Genomic DNA, 20594 nt, shown 5'->3' on the forward strand with positions numbered 1-20594 from the left:
GATGATATTAAAAAATTAAAATCAAAAAAGCCGCTGAAGTCAGCGGCTTTTTTATTATTTCATTCGATAACGTCGATATAAAGTTAAACCTAGAATAGCAAATACACCATATACTCCAAATGCCCCACCACCACTCGATGATGAATTGGTATTTTGGACAGTGTTGTTCAGATAAATAGTGGCAGTATTTGATCCCAATCCCTCAGCATCATATATTTTATAAGTCACCGGATAATCGAATTGACTGAGATTATTCTTAACTGCAAAATGCAATTTTCCACCATAACATATATTACTGGCATCAGTACCCGGACAAGGACCCTGGCGTTCTGCCGTCATAGTCAACCCAGCTGGTAACTTCTCAATTTGGATTGGAATCTCTTGTCCTTGTTTATTTTGGTAAAATGCCGGTTTTGCTGCAGCTACAGTAGAAGTCAGGCCATCACCATTATCATGGTCATTTTCCAGAGGATTAACGGTTACTTCCAGATTAGAACTTGAACTAATAGAATAAATATCATCCTTTGCAACAGGAGTAATATTTACAAAACTGGCCTGTAAAATACCTGAAGACTGCTTGGCTTCACCACCCTTTTCTTTAAGCGTGTATTTACAATAGGCATAATCAGCAGTATTAAGCAATTCACCACTTGTACGATAGATCATGATCTGTTTGAAATCTGCATTCCATTCGCATTTTAAGTCATCTAGTTCACCTTTTAGCACAGCATTACCATCGGTTACGGTGAGTGTACCAATGCCATAAGGCTCAACCTCAACAGTATAGTTATCGGCATTTAAACTCTTGATGCGATAGTCTTCACCTGATGTATCACTTACCTGCTCTTCTGCAGGAATCGCCAGTACAAATGGGTCAAAATAAATAGCACGGTATTTTTGGTGCTGCTTGGTATATTTCAACAGATTTTCGTATTGAGCTAATTCCTCTTTGAAATCATTGATTCCGGTTGAGTTTTTAACTCCTTCATCAATTAATGCCTTAAGTTCATCAATATTGGACTGATAAAATTCCAGTAAACTAATAATCGAGCTATTTTTTAAATCTGTAATATCTATAGCGGATAAATTCATACGTTCAACCGAACCGATATCGCAACTATTCTTTTTGCTTGGTTCAAGTTGTAAAACTGTATCTAAAAAACGGCTTAAACCGCGTTGATCATAATCACTACAACCTGAACGATTGACATCAATTAAATCTGCCGCACTTTGATTATCTCTTGGATAATATAAAGGCAAGAACATATTATATGCTGATGATTCCGTCATCTTAGACAGTAAGCTAGAAAAACTGGTGCTAGAGACATCTAAATTTTTCGAACTTTCAACCGTGGACTCTAAAGTAATTTTAGGTAACACACATTGATCTGTTCCTGATGCCAAGTTCAAGGCATTATTGCTTGCAACAAAAATCATTTTTTCACTCGGAACACCATTAACCGAGTTATAACGACAGGATTTATCCGAATTATTAAAAGCCAGAATATTGAATGCGAAAACTTTGCTGCCCGATTGATCATATAAAAAGGTGCTGTATGCTGAATTTTCTACGATCGTATTACTAATGGCGGTTAAAGTTGAATAAGGACTAAAACGATCTAAACCGTCACTCACTGCCCGTAAAATACTACCGCTACTTGAGTTTGCTATATTTTGTGCAATCGTATTCGCAGATAAGTTTACCTTTGCAACACCACAAAAATCTAATGCACTCGCACTGGCGATCGAACCATTCTGAATAATACTGCTTTGAGCAATGGTCACCGCAGGTTTGGTATCTCCCAGATTGCCGTAACAGTCCATTGCAATAACACTGCCTTTATTGGCCTGATTCCCTTGAATTAAGCTGTTACTTATCTTGACTTCTTTTTCAATATTTTGCGCAATATTATAAATTGCACCCCCTGCAATATCCGCTTTCGAATTTAGAATTGCACCCTTATTGAAGCTTAAAGCCCCACCGAGTAATAATGCCCCACCCCGACCATTTTCAGCATAACCTTTTTCAAGTTGAATATCATTTAGCGTTAGACTGGTTTCACTAATACTGGTATTAAAAATTCTTGAACGATTTTCACCGCTAATAATAGTTTTTATCTGTTCAAATGCAGGATATTTTTGTGTCAGTTTATCTTTTTCATCATAGTTAAAACGTGAAACGCCACTAATCACCAAAGCCGATTCCGGCACGAGTTCTGAACTTAATTTATATGTACCGGCATCTAATTGAATTTTATCTGCTACACCATTAAGCGTATTTCCAGCTGTACACCCCCCATAACCTATATTTTTTTTCGCAGTAATGATTGCTTCACGCAATGAACATGCATTACTGTTTTCACCATTTTCGTCTGCAAACGTCGTGACCTTAATGATTTTATCCTCCGCTGCCATTAATGACATAGCAGATAAAACCATAATGCAGAGCAATCCTTTTTTATAATTGTGCATTACTTTTTCCTACTTTTTTATTTCTTATAATGACGCAGACCAATCAGACCTAATAAAGCCAATACATTCAACAGCCCAAAAGCACCACCTGATGTTTTGACGCTCTTGCTATCCATAGCATTACTTTGCTCTTGCACCATATTTGCACTAAGCACCAGATATTTTTTATTTTCATTAAAACGCGTAGAAGATGTAACGACACGCAGTTCAAAAATATCTGCACCGCGCCAACTACCATTTGGCGTGTAAACCAAATTACCATCAATATCTAAAGTCAGTGAACCTTTGCTCTCCGTTAAAGTTTGATCAACATATACACAGCCATCTTGCCATTGTTCACCATTGGGATGTTTGCCCAATAGCGCTTCACATTTTTCTTTCGGATATAAGTCACTGTCACCCAAGTATTGCAAGATATTGATTTTCGCTATTTCTCCAACTTTTAAGTCCTGACCAATACGTGCAATGGTCGTGGGTACAATAATCTCAATAGCACCGCGGTCACACCAGCTGTTATCAGTGGTTCTGCTCTTATCGCGCTGATCTAATCCTTCACAAATCACCTGAACATGCTCAGTATCTGAATCAACTCGCCCTTTATTTAAAATGAGCGTGTCAAACATGTTATTTGCACTAAATAAAATACGTGGCCGTATATATCCTAAAAAGGTATCTTTTGCTGTTGCATAAGGACAAAGTAAGGCTTCTTGGTCTGCAATGAGTGATTTACAACTGCCCTCGCTACTGTCTCCTGCAAAAAGTTTATTGCCAGTCCAAAATTCATTCGGATAATTGGCATCACCACTTCTACATTCAGAAGTAACCAAGTTATTTTGCAAAATACTTTTATCATCACTACTAAATTGGCAATTATTATTTGTTCCATTTGGATTACCAATCACAATACTGTTAGCCATATAGCCTTGAGCATTTGGTGCTTCAAACTGCACACCTGCAGTATTTGCAACAATAGTCAGATTATTTAAGCCTATTCCATCCCGAATATTAACAGCATAGCCTGTGTTATTCACAAAGGTACTGTTGGTAATCATATTTATCTTAGAAGGAAAGGTCAGTTTAGAGGGGTCTAGAATATTCTTTTCACTAAAAATGTTGGCAGTACCCGAAGTGGTTTTATTATTTTTAAAAACAACATTCGTGATGGTGAAATTTGGACGTTGACTGTATAAAATACCACCACTCATCGCTTCGTTATTTTCAATCAGACTGTTGCTAATCGATACACGGCTACTATATACATCGGCATCAGTATTCTCACCTACGTTATAAATAGCTCCTCCTAAACGCGCTATTCCTCCCGTGAGTTTTACATACTTTAAGACCAAGTTTTCATTATTATATAAAATACCGCCGCGATCGGCACAGACACTCTTTTGACAACCTTCAAAACTGACTTCTTGTATGTTTACTATAACGCGTTCTTTGACATTATCATCAATATTAAAAACCTGATCTTGGCCTGTCATACGAATAATGGCGTTATTTAAACCGTCAACAGCTGTGTCACTAACATTGGTTTCATAATAAGTTTTCAAATTAAGTGCTGATGTAATATTAATTTTACTTGTCAGCGTATAGACTTTTAATTTATATAGCAGAATAGTCGAGGTAGAGTTTTCTCCTCCACAGCCATAAAAACCTTCTTTCGGCAACCCCAAATTAACGTATTCTATTGCTTCACGTAATGAGCATTCCTTGTCATCTTTTTTAGTATCTTCAGTCGTGTTTACGATAATATCTGCACTATAAGCATGTCCTGCAAAGCATAACATCCCTATACCTATGCTCCGTTTGAGCATATTAGTCTCCTTATATTCTTTAATTTTTTTTATTCTTTAGTTGCAACATCCCTGCAACATCGAACTATTTTGCTGTACTTTGTCACAGCTTGAGTAATTACTCAAGATTTTTTATTTTTTACCGATATTCATCGATCAAGGCATAAATTTGTCTTAAATTCGCATGACTAATCTTAGTTTTCTCACCTTTTAATAGCTGAATAAGCTGTTCCAAAGTTTGCAGTAAAACCGAAGTCTGATGAGGCCCATGAGCCAATAAATAATCAATAATCTGCTGGTCAATATGAATTCCCCGACGCGATAACACCGAGTTCACCAATGCATAACGGTCAGCATATAAACTCCCTGAGGGTACCTTGACACTGACTGCCTGAGTCAGGCGGGACTGTAAATCCGGAAGTTCAAGTTTCAATTCAATCGGGGCCATACGGGAAGAAAAAACCAGCTGTCCACCACCTTCATTATTGTAATTAATTAAATGAAAAACTGCTTTTTGCCAATGTGGAACACCGCTGATCGCTTCGATATCATCCAGTGCAACCAGATCATATTGATCTAATGAGCTAATCGCTTCAGTAGGCGCATCCAGCAATTCAAGCAGTGAAACCTGAATTGCAGACTTGCCTATTTCCAGATAAGAATCACAAATAGCAGAAAGCAAATGACTCTTGCCGGATCCTGCACCACCATAGACATAAAAGCGGTTCATTAAACCGGCATGGAGTTGTCGAACTGCATCGATTACATGCCCCCATCCCGGCCCAGAAAAATCACTAATTCTGGCGTCCAGTTGAGGTTCAATATCGAGTTGCAGTTGACGCATATATGGGTTTTAACCTTAAGGTTCTTTATTATCTATCGATTCAATCTTACTCGATTTTTCAGTCTCTTGCAGATTTTTTGCAGGATGATTTTTGACTTCAATATCAATATCAATCTGTTCGCTTTCAATTGAAACCGATCCTATATCAGTGTTCTCTATCACCACTTGAGGGTGCCCGTAAACACGGCTCTTTTCATAATACTCTCGTGCATGACGTAGCAGTACGACAATGACGGCGGCTACAGGCAAGGCAATCAGCATTCCCAAGAAACCTGCAAGCTGGGCACCTGCCAATACTGCAAACACTACAGCAACTGGTGATAGGCCAATTTTATCACCTAACAAGAAAGGTTGCAGAATATAACCTTCTACCATCTGCCCCACCATGAAAACCACAACCACCAAGGCAAGATGGGTCCAGTCCAGACCAAATTGAAATAGTGTGGCGATTACAGCGGCAATGATTCCCACAGCAAAACCCAGATAAGGAATAATACTGGACAGACCTGCAATCATGCCGATAATCAGACCGACTTCAAGCCCAATCATTTGCAAACCCACTGCATAGACCACGCCCAGCAAAAACATCACCAAAAATTGACCTTTAACAAAAGCACCTAAAACACTGTGACATTCACTGACAATCTTCAAAGTTGCCTTTTCATAAGGACGCGGAATCAATCTACGGAAACTGTCCAGCATGCGCTCCCAATCCAGCAGGAAATAGAAGGCAATAATTGGAATTAATATTATTGTTCCACCAATTTGAATAAAATTCAGACCAGACTGGGCAACCTTCAGCACGACTGCCTGAATACTGTCTGCACTGTAATTGGTTTGAATGTAATCCATAATGGCCGAGGACATCTGCTCGGTGTCTATTTCCATCGGCACCAGATTAAATGTATGCGACAACCACGGCAGGAAAGTATAGTTCACCCAGTGCATACCTGCAGGAATACTGGTTTTGGCATACATTAGCTGTTTCCAGACCAGTGGAACCAGATACCACATTGCCCAAGTCAATACGACCCCAATCCCTATAAACACCACACTAATCGACACCCAGCGCGGCAAACCGATACGATGTAACTTATCTACTAAAGGACTAAACAGATAGGCAATTAAAAATGCCCCGATGAAAGGTAATACTACCGGTTTAAGCAGATACAGAACCCAAAGGATAAATGCGATTGCTGCAAGTATAAAAATGCGTCGTGAAGTGCGATCGACCATAGAAACTCGCCTTTTTTCGGTTTATTTGTTCTAGACAGTAAAATATTTTAATAAAGATAGCATTTTAGCGCATAAATAACATAAGAGTTTCGTATATTCGGGTATAATCGCGGCGCGAATGCGGAGACTTCATTATGAGCAACTCAACTTCCCCTAACACTGGTTTAAGCTATAAAGATGCGGGTGTCGACATTGAAGCGGGCGACTTACTCGTCGATCGTATCAAATCTGTCGCAAAACGTACTTCTCGCCCTGAAGTCATGGGCGGACTAGGCGGCTTTGGCGCACTTTGTAAAATCCCTAAAGGTTATGAAGAACCTGTTCTCGTATCTGGCACAGATGGTGTTGGTACAAAATTACGTTTGGCATTGAATTTGAACCGTCATGACACAATTGGTCAGGACCTGGTGGCAATGTGTGTCAACGATCTTCTTGTATGTGGTGCAGAACCATTATTCTTCCTCGACTACTATGCAACAGGTCACTTGAATGTTGATGTTGCAGCAAATGTAGTAACAGGTATTGGTGCGGGTTGTGAGCTTGCAGGCTGTGCACTTGTAGGCGGTGAAACTGCCGAAATGCCAGGCATGTATGAAGGCGAAGACTATGACCTTGCAGGTTTCTGCGTAGGTGTAGTTGAGCAAAGCAAAATTATTGATGGCTCTAAAGTTAAAGCGGGTGACGTTTTAGTGGGTGTTGCATCTTCAGGTGCACATTCAAATGGTTACTCTCTTCTTCGTAAAATTCTTGACGTGAAAAACGTTGACCTCACTCAAATTGTTGACGGTCGTCCACTTGCAGATGCTGCAATGGAACCAACACGTATTTATGTGAAGCCAATTCTTGAATTGCTTAAACAAGTTGATGTTCACGCGATGGCACACATCACGGGTGGCGGTTTGCCAGGTAACTTACCTCGCGTACTTCCAAACGGTGCTCAAGCAGTGATTAATGAATCTTCTTGGCAATGGCCTGAACTGTTCAAACTTCTTCAAAAAGAAGGTGGTGTTGAACAATTTGAGATGTACCGCACATTCAACTGTGGCGTAGGTATGGTACTTGCTGTTGATGCAGCAGATGCTGACAAAACTGTTGAGTTGCTAAACCAGCTTGGCGAAAAAGCATGGACCATGGGTCATATCGTCGACAATGCTGAATCTGTTGAAGGTGCAGACGAAAAAATTCGTGTAGTTTTTGCATAAGTACTTCGCATGATTAAAATTGCTGTCCTTGTTTCAGGGAGTGGAAGTAACCTGCAGGCCCTGATTGATGCCAATCTCTCAGGTCAAATTGTCGGGGTCATTTCCAACAAACCTGAAGCATATGCTTTAGAACGTGCTGCAAAAGCGGGCATTCAAACTACCGTTATTGAACACAAGCAATATCCTAACCGTGAAGCCTTTGATGATGTCATGCATCAGCAATTGCTGGATTGGGATGTTGATTTGGTGATACTTGCAGGCTTTATGCGCATCCTGAGTGCCAAATTTGTCAAAGCCTGGGAAGGGAAAATGCTCAACATTCACCCTTCCCTGCTGCCGTACTACAAAGGTATGCATACCCATCAACGTGTACTTAACACCGGTGATGTACTGCATGGCTGTACGGTTCACTATGTCACTGCCGAACTGGATGCAGGTCAGGCTTTGGCTCAAGGTGTGTTGAAAGTGAATCTGCATGACAACGTTAGCAGTCTTGCCAACCGTGTGCATGTACTTGAACATGTCATTTACCCGCAAGTGGTGGAATGGATCTGTAATGGAACCATTCAGCATACTGAACAGGGTGTATTGTATCGAGGTCAGACAATGAAAGAGCCGGTGCAATTCTGCAAGTTTTAAAGAATATTAACGTATAAAAAACGCATCCGGGGATGCGTTTTTTATGGCTTGTTTTTTTATTTATGAGCTGACACAGAAATTATACCGGCTGCGGTTGAATCAATTGTTTAATTAATTCTACAGTCTCTAGCGGTTTTTCAAGTGGAAACATATGACTTCCCGGAACAACCGTATAGGGAATTCCAAACTTCTTTTTCGCAATTTGCGGAAAGCCCCGCTCAATAAATGGCCCTTGTTCCGCCATCAGCAGCTGGACAGGCACTTGAGGTTTTGGCTGTGGCAGCCACCATAATGATGGATTGGTTCTAAAAATATTCACCTCATCCATTTTGGAAATGGTCAACTCCACCCCGCCTCGCACCTTATCTTCCGTTAAAGCATGATCGATATAGGCCTGGAAACAGCTTTCATCAAAATGTTGATAAAAGCCTTTGGGACGAAGCAATTCAGCTGCTTGTTCACGACTGTCCCAATGATCTCTGCGACGTAAGGACAAAGAAGCCGGCGACATTTTATCTACGGCTTTCAGCTTTAAAGTTTTGGCCACGTGCAAAGCAAAGGCGTCTTTCCCCATAATTAAAGGCGGATCAATCATAATGACCTGCTCAAACAGTTCAGGACGTTTTAAGGCTGCCTGAAAAGTCAGCACTGCCCCCAAAGAATGACCAAGGCCAATGACTTTGCTGCCATTAGCCTGGCGCACAATACTGTCAACCACTTGATTGGTCAGACTGTGCCAGTGATTGTCTATGGGATAGCGCTTGTCGGGACCCAGTAAAGGCACATAAATAATGTCATATTCATCTTTCAGTCCATCAAACAGCTTTTGATAAACTTTCGACGGCACGCCATTGGCGTGTGCAAAGTGGATTACTGGTTTCATTGCAGTTTTGTCGTTTGTTCAGATTGGACTTGCTGTGAAATAGAGCTGGCAAAACCCTGTCCAATTGAACTTCCCATACGTCCTAGTACTGAATCGAAAGGATTATATTCAATGGTATAATTTACTGCTTTTTCCAGTTTCAGTTCTCGTTTCAAACTATTTAAACTGCCGGTACGGTCTGCAATGCCCAATTTCACTGCCTGTTCACCTGTCCAGAACAAACCTGAGAAAATTGCAGGATCAGTCGACTTCAATTTTTTACCACGGCCTTGTTTTACGGCATTGATAAAATGGTCGTGCACATTATCCAGCACTCCTTGTACATGAGCCTTTTGTGTAGCATCTACTGGCTGAGTCATTGATAAAAGTGCCTTGTTCTCACCAGATGTCATGGTACGGTCTTCAACACCTAACTTTTGCATCAAACCATTCACGCCATAGTTCGGCATAATCACACCAATAGAGCCAACCAGACTCGAAGGATTAACAATGATTTCATCCGCAGCAGAAGCAATATAATAAGCACCTGAAGCACCAGTATCACCAATAATGGCATACAGCTTTTTATCTGCATGGGCTTTTTTCAAATACTGAATTTCTTGCCAGATTTCATCCGATTGCACAGGTGAACCACCAGGGGAATTAATATTTAAAACCACTGCTTTACTTTGCTTATTTTCAAAGGCTTTCTTGAGTGCTTTGATTGTATCGTTACTATTCACGCTTTGCTTGTCTGCAGCAATGGTGCCAATAATGTCGACCACGGCAATATGTGAACTGGTGGTCGCCGTTGGATCTGCCGTGGATGTACTGCAGCTTTTAGCCAGTAACACCAAAATAAAAAGAATATAAGCAAAGGTGAGAAATTTAAAAAAGATTCCCCAACGGCGCGCACGGCGCTGTTCTTCTACAGAGGCTAAAACGGCTTTTTCTAAAATATGCCATTCTTTGCCAGTTATATTTTGCGAATTATGTTGTGTATTTTGAATTTCATTTTCTGGTTTTGGTGGCCAATCGGACATGGAAAACGATCCACTGTTAAGTTAAATTAGAGTCATTATATACACTGATCGGGTTAAATCTGTCTAAATTATCTGTTTTCCCTTATAATAAATTTATCTTTTCCATTCCTGATGCAATTGACAATATAACAATGACCGATCGAAGCTCCCAGAATACAACTTATCGTCTTTTGCAATTTATTAGCCGACAACCTATTCAAATTTCTCGATTTATAGCGCGTGGTTTAGCTGGTCTGGTCAATACTCTTAAAATTTCCAAAACGTCAGAAACCATTCAATTGAATTTAAATATTGCGCTGCCTGAACTGAGCGATACGGAGCGGGAAAAAATTACGGCTCAAGCCATCCGTAATGAGCTGATCTCTTATTTTGAATTTTTCAGTATCTGGGGTTCAAGCAATGAGGCCAATCTGGCGCGCATTCATAAAGTGCGTGGTAAGCAGCTGCTGCTGGATGCACTCGCAGCAAACAAAGGTGTGGTTTTAATTGTTCCGCATTTTGGTACATGGGAAATCATGAATGCCTATATTGCCCAATTTACCAAAATGACCATCATGTATAAGCCAGTCAAAAATGAGGCGGCCGATCAGTTCGTTCGTAAGGCTCGCAGTCGCGAACAGGCAACATTGGTACCTACCGATGAATCCGGAGTTCGCCAGATTTTCAAGGCCTTAAAGCAAGGTGGAACAACGGTAATTTTGCCAGACCATACACCCAATGTTGGCGGTGAAATGATTCCTTATTTTGGACTGCCTTTGGCCACCAGTAATTTAAGTGCCAAACTGATTCAAAAAACCAAAGCCAAAACATTATTTTTGTATGCACTGCGTAATGATGATCAGGGCTTTGATTTACATTTTGAAGCAATTGATGAACGTATTTATTCGGTTGATACCAATCAAGGCACAGGTATTATTTTTCAAGCCATTGAAAACCTGATCCGTCGTTATCCTGAACATTACCATTGGAGCTATAAACGCTTTAAAGCCAATCCTGAATTGGATGGACTGTATTATCTCAATAAAACAGAGGCCTTAGCACTGGTCGAAAAAGTCCGTGCTGAGACCGCAGACCAAAATACAATGTTTCCAGTAGAAAATGATCAGGTCATATAATCAGGCCTTATGATTTAAGCTTTACTGCTTCACGTTTTAACCATAGCTTTTGTTCACGTGCATAATGTAATTGCATTTGTCCATTGGCCTGTCTGCTAAATTGAATGCTGCCCTGCTGTACTGTGCTCAATACAGGAATATCCAGCTGCTGTAAACGCTGCAACGTCATTTTACTGGGATGTCCATAACGATTGTTAAAGCCAGCCGAAGCGATCACGATTTTTGGTTTTAATTGCTTTAAAAAAGTATAGGCTGAACTGTGCCGACTACCATGATGCCCCAAAACCAGCACATCAACCTTTAAGTCTGGATAATCCTGCAGAATTTGATATTCCGTTCGCCAACCGGCATCTCCCATCAGCAAAAAATTTCGATAGGGTTGGGCATTTTTCACCTGCACATAAACCACGCAGGACATTTCGTTTTGATCAGTTTTGGCATTTGCCAAATTCTCTGCTTTGGGTGATAACACGGTTATGTTCATCCCATCATTCCACGACCATTGCTGCCCTTGATGACAATAATCAAACTGGCTACTATCGGGAATGGGAACTTGCTCATTTGAATAAACATACTTAATGGGTAAATCCTGTTTAATCGATGCATACGCCCCGCTATGATCCTGATCTAAATGAGTCAAAATCAGCTGATCTAATTGATCCACACCCTTCACCGATAAAAAGGGCAAAATAATTTGTTTGCCGATACTGAATTTAGCTTCATTATAATTACCACCAGTATCAATCATCATGGTCTGGTCTTGATCCCGAATAAAAATTGCCTGCCCTACCCTATACTTCATATATAGATATTTCGAATCCATACTTCATAAAATATGGAATTAATGTTAAATTAGTTAAAATAATCAAATTAAAAACTTAATATATCAATAATAATCATCCATCAATTTATTTAAGAGTAGCCCACTGATTTAACATCCCGAGTGCAAGAACAGCCTTTAGATCCTATCGCCTATAAAAATACAAAAATTATATAGCTCCTAAATCAACTATATGTTTATTAAACATGAAGCTTTAAGACACTCAAATTTAGGAACCAGAAGATGATAAAGTACACACCATTCTTCCCTATCAATGTATTAAAAGAATTACTTTAGACTCACAAAAACATATTTTGATATTTGGTGGGACAACAAAGTTAAATAATGAAAATACAAAGGCTATGGGGTTTTCATTATGATTTGGCCATTAGACCTCTTGCGTTAGTCAAAATTTAAACAGCCTCAAGCTATATTTTATAAGGTTTTAGCTGATTCAAAAATTAGGTAAAAGCATACTTTCGCAAGAGGTCTATTGGTAAAAATTTAGTGTGTAGTCAATCCTGCTCCCAGTTCTGAGGTAAGATTGATAAATTTACTGCATTTCTTGCTCAGAGCTGCTTCTTCTTATTTATTCTCAAGCCATATCTTTAATCTTTATAATTAGAATAATAAATTTTGAAAACTATTAATAACTAATCAATAGTTTAATAGTTACTTGAATAAAGTGGTGTCAAAAACTTAGTTAAAATAAATTAAAAATTACCTATAATCCTACAAGTTAGAATCTTTACTTCGAGTAATGAAAATTAAAGCGCATCTATGAGATTTAAAAATATAGAACAAACATCACGTCTAATCATAGAAGTTTTACCTATGATATTTGGAAACAACCAAACAACACAAAGTATTTTATTTCACCATTAAGCGGATCATTGATATAATATTTTTATAATTAGCAATCATAAAAATAATATGATTATTTCACCCTATTTCTTTGAATCAACTCGTATGCTGATCCAACATATCAATAAATTTTAAAATTTCCAATCTCTGCTGATGCGACATCAGATGAATTTTTAAAATCATTTTAGCCATTAAATCATTATCAGTATAAAAATAAGCGACAGGAACGTCTAAGACATCTGCAATTTTGGACGCCATCAAAAAATCAGGCACATGCTTTCCAGTCTCATATTGATTCATCCGTGCACTTGCCGAGGATTCTTCAATACCAGCCAGTATTCCTAAACGCTCTTGAGACAAGTTCTTTGCTTTTCGAGCAAGCCTTAAACGTATAGAGAAAATATTTGAGGTATGTCGAGCCATTAGTTCAGAGATAAATCATAAAACTAAGATCTTCTTAGTTTTGAATTGATTTATTACTAAGGATTCCTTAGTATTTGCTTACCTAAGAAATCCTTAGTTTTTAAATAGTCAGTAAAAGGAAAGTGGCACTCCATTTTCTTTTCAATTTTTTATACGTGATAATTTTGCGGAGGACGTTTCATGACAAGACCTAGCACAAATTCAAGTAAAAATAAGCTGTATTTTAAAGAGACATATAATGAATATAATTAAATCTATTATTGGGCTTTCACTTTTGACGAATATGATCGGTTGTGTAACTGTCGATCATATAAAAGCCTCTGATGTTTCAAAATTCAAAAACCCGAGTGAAGTCGTCGCATCCAAGCACTTAAATGGGAAAGATAGTAAAGGTAAGGAATATATGGTTTCTCCTAACCTACTAGAACACCAAATTCCGTTTACCTATTTAAAGACATACTGTGAATCTCAAAAAGGACATTTTTCACAAACATACCAATCAAAATTTTCAAGATTAACTAAACCTATTCAGGGCTCTACAAATATTGCACTCCCATATATTGGTGGTTTCACTTGTACTGCGTCCTCACCATGGGGTGTAAGTATTGAACCTATTTCAAATAGATATAATCGTACCCAACAACTTACGTTTATGACATTAAAAACAGAAATAGTAAGTCCACGTGATCTACTGAATATTTCAAGCGATTATTTAATGATTGATTTGAAGAAACAAAAAGAAATTGATGCTCAAATTCAGCGACGTAACCAAGAGATTAGAAATCAACAGCAGAATTATCAACGCATGGTTGCAGCGAACTCACCCAAAGCAAATGATATTGGTCGTACGATCTGTAAGGACACTTCAATATCAGAATATACAGGTCTGGTTGTGCTGGGTCAGCCTCAATTTAGAACCGTCACTGGTGCCAAAGTTATTGCTAGCTTAGAGGCAGTTAGCAACAACAATATCAAAATTAGCATCAAAGGTTGGTTGAGTAGTAACAATCAAATTGCTTCAGGCAATAATGTTCAATATAAACAAACTCCATTAGAATCTGGCCGCGTGATATGGGATAGCAAGGAAAATTGGTATATCTGTATGTATTAGTATGTGATTTCTATTGACTGACTTGTCATTAGACAAGTCAGCTATTTAATTAGCCTATTCTTTTGTGTTTCATATTGTTTTTGGCTCACTAAAACCAAAAAATTATTAATCCATTTTTTCCAAGATAAGGTATATGAAAGAAATTAAAAATGCTGTTAAAAAACAGTTCTTACATATTGTTGAGAGACAAACTATTCTAGTCATGTTTACACCTAAAGAAATCTGGACACAGTTCGATATAGTGTCCGATCAAGTGAAACAACAGACCTACCTTCTCATCCAAGATCTTGTGAAACATGGTTATTTAACAAAAATTACTGGTCTTAATGGTAAAAAATATTATTCAGAAACTTCCAAATTGGAAGAATTTAGGTTTGATCATTGCAAGCTAAAAGCAACTGAAATATTGACTCAAAAATTAGTTGAAATTAAGCAACAAGAATTAGATAAAAAAATTGAAATTCAATTAACTAATGAGCTAATTAAAGAAATTCCTGAATTAGATTTTTGTTTAGAAAAATATATCAATAACATTAACTTTGACGTCAAAAATATTATAAAAAGAAAAAACAATATCGTAAATATTATTAAAAATATTGAATCTTGTATTTATTAATCATTTCATAAGATTTCAGTGGTTGTAGACTAACTAATCACTCAAAAAGAAGGATATAGTATTACAAGTTTATCTATTGGTTAGTCAGACTATTCCAGTTAAGTTTGTGCATAATCTGTCCATGCAGAGATCATACGTATCTAATAGGTAGACCTCTTGCTTAAGAATACTTTCAACTTATTTTTAAATCAGACAATGCCTTATAAAATAAGAATTAAAGTTGTTCGATTTTTGACTTACGTAAGAGATCTAATGTATATGAAATATAAGTAAGCGAATTTACTGTTGAAAAGTTCAATGTATTTTCTCTGTATTAGAAATAAAATTTTAAAAATCTTAACTGCTCTTGAAATATCTTTTCCCGACACAATATCGAAATAATCACAATACCTGCGAATACATAATGACAACATTAAAACAATCTGACGTGGGGAATATATCGCTAGAGACTTCAGAAAAAATTAAGATCTTATGCTTAAACGGTGGTGGAGTTCGTGGCTTATTCACGATTAGTCTACTAGCAGAAATCGAAAGTATCATCGAAAAACGTGAGAATCGAACTGGTGTAAAAATTGGTGATTATTTTGATCTGATTACTGGCACTTCGATAGGTGGTATTTTGGCACTTGGTTTGGCAAGTGGTAAAAGCGCCCGTGAGTTATTGGAAAAATTTGAAAGTAGTGCATCTAGTATTTTTCCTCTGGATCGGTTCAAGTGGAAGAAGTTTTGGACGCTTTTTCGTCCTATCTACAAAAGCGATCCATTGTATGAAACAGTTAAAAGTATGATTGGTGATACTGTTAAATTTGAAGATTTGGAACGTCGCGTAATGATTACATCACTGAATCTTTCTACAGGAAAACCAAAGTTTTTTAAAACTCCACATAATCCTAATTTTAATTATGATCGTGAGATCAGATTGATTGATGCTGCAATGGCCACATCTGCAGCACCAACCTATTTCAAACCTCACTTTATCAAAGATGCGGGGCACTATTTTGCTGATGGTGGTTTAGTCGCAAATAATCCTAGCTTCATAGGCGTGCGTGAAGTTCTGATTGATATGAAAAATGATTTTCCAAATGCGAAGCCTGAAGATGTTTCTGTTTTAAATATTGGAACATTAAGTGAAAATTATTGCATTGGTCCCAAAACTCTTTCTAAAAAATGTAACAAGGGTTATTGGGGATTATGGGGCATGGGCGAACGTTTAGTTTTGAGTACTATGACTGCAAACCAACATTTGCAGAGGTTCATGTTAATTCGTGAGTTTAAAGTCATGGGAATTGAGAAAAATTATGTTGAAATCGATGAGACGATTCCAAACGAAGCTGCTGCCGATATTACGCTTGATAATGCTTCTGAGAGTAGCCTGAGGCAACTTAAAGGTATGGGCAAAAAATTAGGTGCCGAAGGCTATACTGAAAATGAGGAATTACGAAAATTCTTCCTGAAACCAGCTAAAAAATTTAACACTAATACATCATTATTACAGGGGATGTGACATGACTTGGAATTTTCATAATTATTATACCAATCGTGATACTGGCTTGATAGGTCAGCTAATCCTTAGTGATCATGAGAAAGATGCACTCAAAGCATTACGTCAGATTGTACGTGAACGAACACGGGATGTTTTTGACGAAGCTAAACAACTTGTTAAGTCTTCTAAACAGCACCACTCCGCTTTATCATTTCGAGCTGAGTTCATCGATACACATTTCAAATACCTTTCAGCAGATGATCAAAAAACTCTATCCCAACTTATTATGGATTTGTCAGATGATCTAAAGGCAGAATTCATGAAGATAAGTCCACGTTTTTGGACACAGGGTAGCTTCATGTATGACACGTTAAATCGTCCATATAAATCTACTCAAGAAATGGACATTGATGATGGTACATATCTGCCGATGCAATTCTTTGAAGATAAACCAGCAATTGGACATCAACTTCTATTACTCTTGGTTGATGCTTCTCTTAAATCTTTGGCTGTTGAGCGTTATGGATGGTCATTTGAAGCGAAAGAAACATGTGGACGCATCAAAATCCCTGCCAAAAGCGTCCATATAGATGTACCGATGTATGCCATTCCTTTTGAGAAGTTCCTAGAAAAAGAAGTGTTACTAAAAGAGGCTGCAAACACACGATTATCAATGGAAATGTATGACAGTATCATAGCCGCAGATCATGCGCTTTATGATCAAATTGAAACTGACTGTGTAAATCTAGCTGTACGCAAGGATGATGCAAAATGGATTAAAAGCGATCCAAAAGATGTCCATTTATGGTTCCAAGATGCGTGTCAACGGACTGGTCAGCATTTACGAAAAGTTTGTCGTATTCTTAAAGCATGGCGTGATGCTGGTGATTGGCAAGAAAGTAATGGTCCATCATCGATTTCTTTAATGGCAGCAGTGGTAGACATCTTAGATCGTACTTCTGTTGATTCTAAAGATTTTGGATTATTGATGCTGACAGTTGCAAGAAAACTTCCAGATGCTTTCCACAATGGCGTAGAGAGTCCTGATGAAAATGATGATCGCCCTTTGTTCCCTCCACACTATGAGCATGAACCTAAGCACAAAGAAGTTATACAGAAGCTAAAGCAATTGGTTGATTCCCTCGAATCTGTATACGCTGCACATACCAAGCAAGATGCTTTAGATATTCTTAATGGCGAATACGGTGATCGTGTTCAGGATCTAAGTCTTATCGTGTCTCAAGCAGCAGCTCCTGCTTATGAAAGCACTCCATTTAAAGCAAAAGAAGCTGCCATTATCAGCACTTCAATGAAAAGTGGTTGATTGAGTGTCGGAATTACATGCTGTGATGCTTGGCTGTGGGTATGAATACCTGACAGCCAAGCAACGAAAAAAATATAAAGTTCTATCTTCAATTGCAGAAAAATATCCTGTTTACCTCAAAGAATTTTCGACTTCTGAGGGGATATTCACTATTGCTCTAGAAATAAACTATGACGTTTATACAATTTTGCCATGGGCGCATATCATCAGTAAACCATCACAGTTTGACGATATGCTACTTCCTCATATCAATAATAGTGGGAATCTTTGCTACGTTGAACAAATGGAAGCTGATTGGGACCCTAATGATCTTAGTAATTTATATAGGACTATCGATCACCAGATCCAACGCACATTAGATAACTCAATTAAATCTTTAAAGAATGGCAAAGTAGATCAGGTTGAACTTGAGGGTGAATTTGTCGCTTACTGGAAAGCTGAACGACTGACCTATGCATTGACCGATCTAAACTCATTGAATGGTGAAGTTGCTTATCTAACTCGAAACACTGCTAAGGATGGTTCTAAACGCACCGAATCCTTATTGTTTGGATTCCACGATAAAGATATTCAAGAAAAATGGTTAAGCCAAAGATCACTTGAAGAAACTGACAGTCGGAAACTCAACGTTTTTTGTCTTACGGTTAGGCCTACCAAGCTTTCTGGTGTTCATTGGCCACCCAAAGATGCCAAGGCACTATTTCAATGGTTGTCTAAAGTAGACCACAATGCCAAAGCACATTTAGTTCAGTATTTTGTAGACCACCCTGCGACTAAACATCATTTGATCGTATTGGATGTAGATAAACAAGATACATTCGGGGTAGTACTCGAACTGAATCTAAAAGCAGTACAGTTTACGACTTACGCAAATCCAAGAAAAAAAGGTAAAGGGGCAAGAAAATTTGATTTAGAAAGAGCAAGTAGCGTTCTCATGGGTAAATTCGCTTTCAATAAATTCCAAAGAATTGCATTTGAAAAGTCGGATAAAGATACGATCCTCTCACGTAATAGATCTAGACCTGAGATTGGTGATCTGCGGACAAAGCGTATCGCTTTAATTGGCTGCGGAACCATTGGGGGTTACCTGGCAGAGCTTTTGATTCGGGCCGGTGCTGGCATGGGAACCAAAAGTTTAGATTTATATGATCATGATACCTATGGTCCGCACAATTTTGGTCGCCATACATTGAGTAGCAGAGACTTCGGTAATCACAAAGCAATAGCATTGAAAGATAGGCTTATTGATTCAACTCACCTCACGACAAATGTTAAAGCTCATAAATATGGGTTTCCTATTATGAAGTCTTTCTTATCACATTATGACATCGTTATTGATACCACTGGTCGAGGACCTGTATCAAAACGCTTAGCAAAAGTGATCCGAGAGATTGATGCTAAGGATAGACCTATCATTGTTCATGGATTCAATGATGGTAACGGTATCGCATCAAAAGTATTCATTGATAGCTCAGATGGTTGTTATAACTGCCTATGCGGTGATCCGGCTTTCTATAAAAATGGCACTGATATTCGTTTTGAGAAGATATTAGATGTTAACCAAAAGAAAGTGTCATGTGGTAATACATACACACCATATGATGCAGCAGTCAGTGTTATGACAGCTGCTTTGATCCAAGAAGCAGCTTTATCAACTTTAGAGCATGATAGGGATTGGAATTATAAAGAACATATTTTCATGGGCAGTCGCACTAAAAAACCGACTTGGATTAAAAAACAAGACTTTTGTGACATCTGTAATGTTCGATAGAGAACTCGTTTTCAAAGCCCTAGATGGATCTCTATTCGTCATTTCGCCTAATGTTGCGAATATATTATTTTCATACCGCCAAATAGGCACCTCTAGCCCTGAAAGTGCCGGAGTTCTTATCGGTGAACGTAGAGATACTCATATCATCTTAAAAGACCTTTCAGAGCCTAGCAAGTTCGATATTAGAAGTAGATTCATGGTAGACCGTATCAGCAAACATCATCAAAAGACTGTTGATGAAGCTTTTAAAAAAAGTAATGGTGAATTGCACTACTTAGGTGAGTGGCACACACATCCTGAAGATGTACCAAATCCATCCATAACAGACTACACCAGTTGGCACAAAAACCTAAAATCAGATTTACCATTGGTTTTAATTATTGTTGGTCGAACACATTTTTGGGTAGGAAAAAAAATAAAAAACAATCTTGAGGTATTAAAACAAATTTAATTAATTGTAACAATGTATGACAAAAATAAAAACTCAATGTCTATTTTTATAACTTATAAGTTAGTTTATGCACTCAATCGCATTGACCAAAGACTCTTCATGATAGGTTACTTGACCTCCTCTAGAATTTTTTGTCCTATTAAGATCTTACTAAAATTTAATTATCTTGAAATAAATATTAATAAATCACAGACTAAAGTATTTAGCTATAAAAAAATCTATATTTAAATCGAGTGATAGATCAATTTAAAAAACAAAAGCTTAAAGTATTTTTCAGTAAAAACCTGTACTTTCCTATGAAACTAAAGATAAATAAAATCATGATTAACAGAGAATAAAACTTTAGCGAATTATTTTATTATCCATAAATAAAAATTAGAAATTAAAATAAATGTTAGCGGCAGTGTAAAAATGACCCCCTAATGGCATTTAAAAACTGACCCCCTTGGTTAATATAGCGGTCATTTTGGACTGCTCAACATGTTAACTTTGGAGCAAGCAGTGACAATCCAAATACTT

17 protein-coding genes are annotated in these 20594 nt (G+C 37.9%); 9 read left to right on the forward strand and 8 right to left on the reverse strand.

Annotated features, from left to right (window positions below; translation table 11 throughout):
• Window positions 1-54: 54 nt before the first annotated feature.
• The 4 genes from FTT87_RS11105 to cxpE all read right to left on the reverse strand — a co-directional run bounded on the left by FTT87_RS11105 (window position 55) and on the right by cxpE (window position 6351).
• Entirely contained in the window at window positions 55-2472 is a 2418-nt protein-coding gene (locus FTT87_RS11105; protein WP_180081491.1) for a CSLREA domain-containing protein, read from the reverse strand.
• Window positions 2473-2489: 17 nt separating this feature from the next.
• Window positions 2490-4292 carry a rhombotarget A gene (rbtA, locus tag FTT87_RS11110; protein ID WP_180174862.1) on the reverse strand — a complete coding sequence of 601 codons (1803 nt, stop codon included), beginning with the start codon at window positions 4290-4292 and terminating at the stop codon, window positions 2490-2492.
• A gap of 118 nt (window positions 4293-4410) precedes the next feature.
• Window positions 4411-5115 (reverse strand): DnaA regulatory inactivator Hda, encoded by a 705-nt coding sequence (gene hda, locus FTT87_RS11115; protein WP_086196191.1) that lies wholly within the window; start codon window positions 5113-5115, stop codon window positions 4411-4413.
• Window positions 5116-5130: 15 nt separating this feature from the next.
• A complete protein-coding gene (gene cxpE / locus FTT87_RS11120; RefSeq protein WP_180042195.1) occupies window positions 5131-6351 on the reverse strand; it encodes a chloramphenicol efflux transporter CxpE in 1221 nt (406 codons plus the stop codon).
• 134 nt (window positions 6352-6485) lie between these two features.
• On the opposite strand from cxpE, the gene purM reads away from it, so the two are divergent.
• A complete protein-coding gene (purM, locus tag FTT87_RS11125) occupies window positions 6486-7553 on the forward strand; it encodes a phosphoribosylformylglycinamidine cyclo-ligase (RefSeq protein ID WP_086196193.1) in 1068 nt (355 codons plus the stop codon).
• 9 nt (window positions 7554-7562) lie between these two features.
• Window positions 7563-8192, forward strand: a complete 630-nt coding sequence (gene purN, locus FTT87_RS11130; protein WP_086196194.1) for a phosphoribosylglycinamide formyltransferase — start codon at window positions 7563-7565, stop codon at window positions 8190-8192.
• Between the two features lie 79 nt (window positions 8193-8271).
• On the opposite strand, the gene FTT87_RS11135 is transcribed toward purN, so the two are convergent.
• Together FTT87_RS11135 and sppA are read right to left on the reverse strand one after the other, a co-directional pair.
• Window positions 8272-9075, reverse strand: coding sequence for an alpha/beta fold hydrolase (locus FTT87_RS11135; protein ID WP_180081495.1), 804 nt, complete (start codon window positions 9073-9075; stop codon window positions 8272-8274).
• Window positions 9072-10097 carry a signal peptide peptidase SppA gene (gene sppA, locus FTT87_RS11140; RefSeq protein WP_180081497.1) on the reverse strand — a complete coding sequence of 342 codons (1026 nt, stop codon included), beginning with the start codon at window positions 10095-10097 and terminating at the stop codon, window positions 9072-9074. Before sppA ends, FTT87_RS11135 begins: the two co-directional genes overlap by 4 nt.
• Before the next feature lie 131 nt (window positions 10098-10228).
• Between sppA and FTT87_RS11145 the strand changes: the two genes are divergently transcribed.
• Complete coding sequence (locus FTT87_RS11145; RefSeq protein ID WP_180174863.1) at window positions 10229-11212, forward strand: lysophospholipid acyltransferase family protein; 984 nt, start codon at window positions 10229-10231, stop codon at window positions 11210-11212.
• 7 nt (window positions 11213-11219) lie between these two features.
• Here the strand turns inward: FTT87_RS11145 and FTT87_RS11150 are convergent, their stop codons facing one another.
• The gene (locus FTT87_RS11150; RefSeq protein ID WP_373423521.1) at window positions 11220-12014 is read right to left on the reverse strand and encodes a ComEC/Rec2 family competence protein; all 795 of its coding nucleotides are present in this window, start codon (window positions 12012-12014) and stop codon (window positions 11220-11222) included.
• 978 nt (window positions 12015-12992) lie between these two features.
• A complete protein-coding gene (locus FTT87_RS11155) occupies window positions 12993-13319 on the reverse strand; it encodes a helix-turn-helix domain-containing protein (protein WP_180174864.1) in 327 nt (108 codons plus the stop codon).
• A gap of 238 nt (window positions 13320-13557) precedes the next feature.
• On the opposite strand from FTT87_RS11155, the gene FTT87_RS11160 reads away from it, so the two are divergent.
• The 6 genes from FTT87_RS11160 to FTT87_RS11185 all read left to right on the forward strand — a co-directional run bounded on the left by FTT87_RS11160 (window position 13558) and on the right by FTT87_RS11185 (window position 20075).
• Entirely contained in the window at window positions 13558-14430 is an 873-nt protein-coding gene (locus FTT87_RS11160) for a hypothetical protein (protein ID WP_180174865.1), read from the forward strand.
• Between the two features lie 133 nt (window positions 14431-14563).
• Window positions 14564-15046: a hypothetical protein gene (locus tag FTT87_RS11165; protein ID WP_180174866.1), complete on the forward strand. Its 483-nt coding sequence runs from the start codon at window positions 14564-14566 to the stop codon at window positions 15044-15046.
• A 403-nt stretch (window positions 15047-15449) separates the two neighbouring features.
• Window positions 15450-16550: a CBASS cGAMP-activated phospholipase gene (locus FTT87_RS11170; protein ID WP_180174867.1), complete on the forward strand. Its 1101-nt coding sequence runs from the start codon at window positions 15450-15452 to the stop codon at window positions 16548-16550.
• Window position 16551: 1 nt separating this feature from the next.
• Complete coding sequence (locus FTT87_RS11175; RefSeq protein ID WP_180174868.1) at window positions 16552-17853, forward strand: cyclic GMP-AMP synthase DncV-like nucleotidyltransferase; 1302 nt, start codon at window positions 16552-16554, stop codon at window positions 17851-17853.
• A 4-nt stretch (window positions 17854-17857) separates the two neighbouring features.
• Complete coding sequence (locus FTT87_RS11180) at window positions 17858-19624, forward strand: E2/UBC family protein (RefSeq protein WP_373423522.1); 1767 nt, start codon at window positions 17858-17860, stop codon at window positions 19622-19624.
• The gene (locus FTT87_RS11185; protein ID WP_180174869.1) at window positions 19614-20075 is read left to right on the forward strand and encodes a Mov34/MPN/PAD-1 family protein; all 462 of its coding nucleotides are present in this window, start codon (window positions 19614-19616) and stop codon (window positions 20073-20075) included. The genes FTT87_RS11180 and FTT87_RS11185 overlap by 11 nt, the downstream gene beginning before the upstream one ends.
• Window positions 20076-20594 lie beyond the last annotated feature (519 nt).

This window comes from Acinetobacter sp. YH01022, from assembly GCF_013420235.1.
Lineage (GTDB): Bacteria > Pseudomonadota > Gammaproteobacteria > Pseudomonadales > Moraxellaceae > Acinetobacter.

What these genes read in the sequence shown, in the direction of transcription:
- FTT87_RS11105 (WP_180081491.1), bottom strand. Translation starts at nt 2,472, where the DNA reads ATGCACAATTATAAAAAAGGATTGCTCTGCATTATGGTTTTATCTGCT.
- rbtA (WP_180174862.1), bottom strand. Translation starts at nt 4,292, where the DNA reads ATGCTCAAACGGAGCATAGGTATAGGGATGTTATGCTTTGCAGGACAT.
- hda (WP_086196191.1), bottom strand. Translation starts at nt 5,115, where the DNA reads ATGCGTCAACTGCAACTCGATATTGAACCTCAACTGGACGCCAGAATT.
- cxpE (WP_180042195.1), bottom strand. Translation starts at nt 6,351, where the DNA reads ATGGTCGATCGCACTTCACGACGCATTTTTATACTTGCAGCAATCGCA.
- purM (WP_086196193.1), top strand. Translation starts at nt 6,486, where the DNA reads ATGAGCAACTCAACTTCCCCTAACACTGGTTTAAGCTATAAAGATGCG.
- purN (WP_086196194.1), top strand. Translation starts at nt 7,563, where the DNA reads ATGATTAAAATTGCTGTCCTTGTTTCAGGGAGTGGAAGTAACCTGCAG.
- FTT87_RS11135 (WP_180081495.1), bottom strand. Translation starts at nt 9,075, where the DNA reads ATGAAACCAGTAATCCACTTTGCACACGCCAATGGCGTGCCGTCGAAA.
- sppA (WP_180081497.1), bottom strand. Translation starts at nt 10,097, where the DNA reads ATGTCCGATTGGCCACCAAAACCAGAAAATGAAATTCAAAATACACAA.
- FTT87_RS11145 (WP_180174863.1), top strand. Translation starts at nt 10,229, where the DNA reads ATGACCGATCGAAGCTCCCAGAATACAACTTATCGTCTTTTGCAATTT.
- FTT87_RS11150 (WP_373423521.1), bottom strand. Translation starts at nt 12,014, where the DNA reads ATGAAGTATAGGGTAGGGCAGGCAATTTTTATTCGGGATCAAGACCAG.
- FTT87_RS11155 (WP_180174864.1), bottom strand. Translation starts at nt 13,319, where the DNA reads ATGGCTCGACATACCTCAAATATTTTCTCTATACGTTTAAGGCTTGCT.
- FTT87_RS11160 (WP_180174865.1), top strand. Translation starts at nt 13,558, where the DNA reads ATGAATATAATTAAATCTATTATTGGGCTTTCACTTTTGACGAATATG.
- FTT87_RS11165 (WP_180174866.1), top strand. Translation starts at nt 14,564, where the DNA reads ATGAAAGAAATTAAAAATGCTGTTAAAAAACAGTTCTTACATATTGTT.
- FTT87_RS11170 (WP_180174867.1), top strand. Translation starts at nt 15,450, where the DNA reads ATGACAACATTAAAACAATCTGACGTGGGGAATATATCGCTAGAGACT.
- FTT87_RS11175 (WP_180174868.1), top strand. Translation starts at nt 16,552, where the DNA reads ATGACTTGGAATTTTCATAATTATTATACCAATCGTGATACTGGCTTG.
- FTT87_RS11185 (WP_180174869.1), top strand. Translation starts at nt 19,614, where the DNA reads ATGTTCGATAGAGAACTCGTTTTCAAAGCCCTAGATGGATCTCTATTC.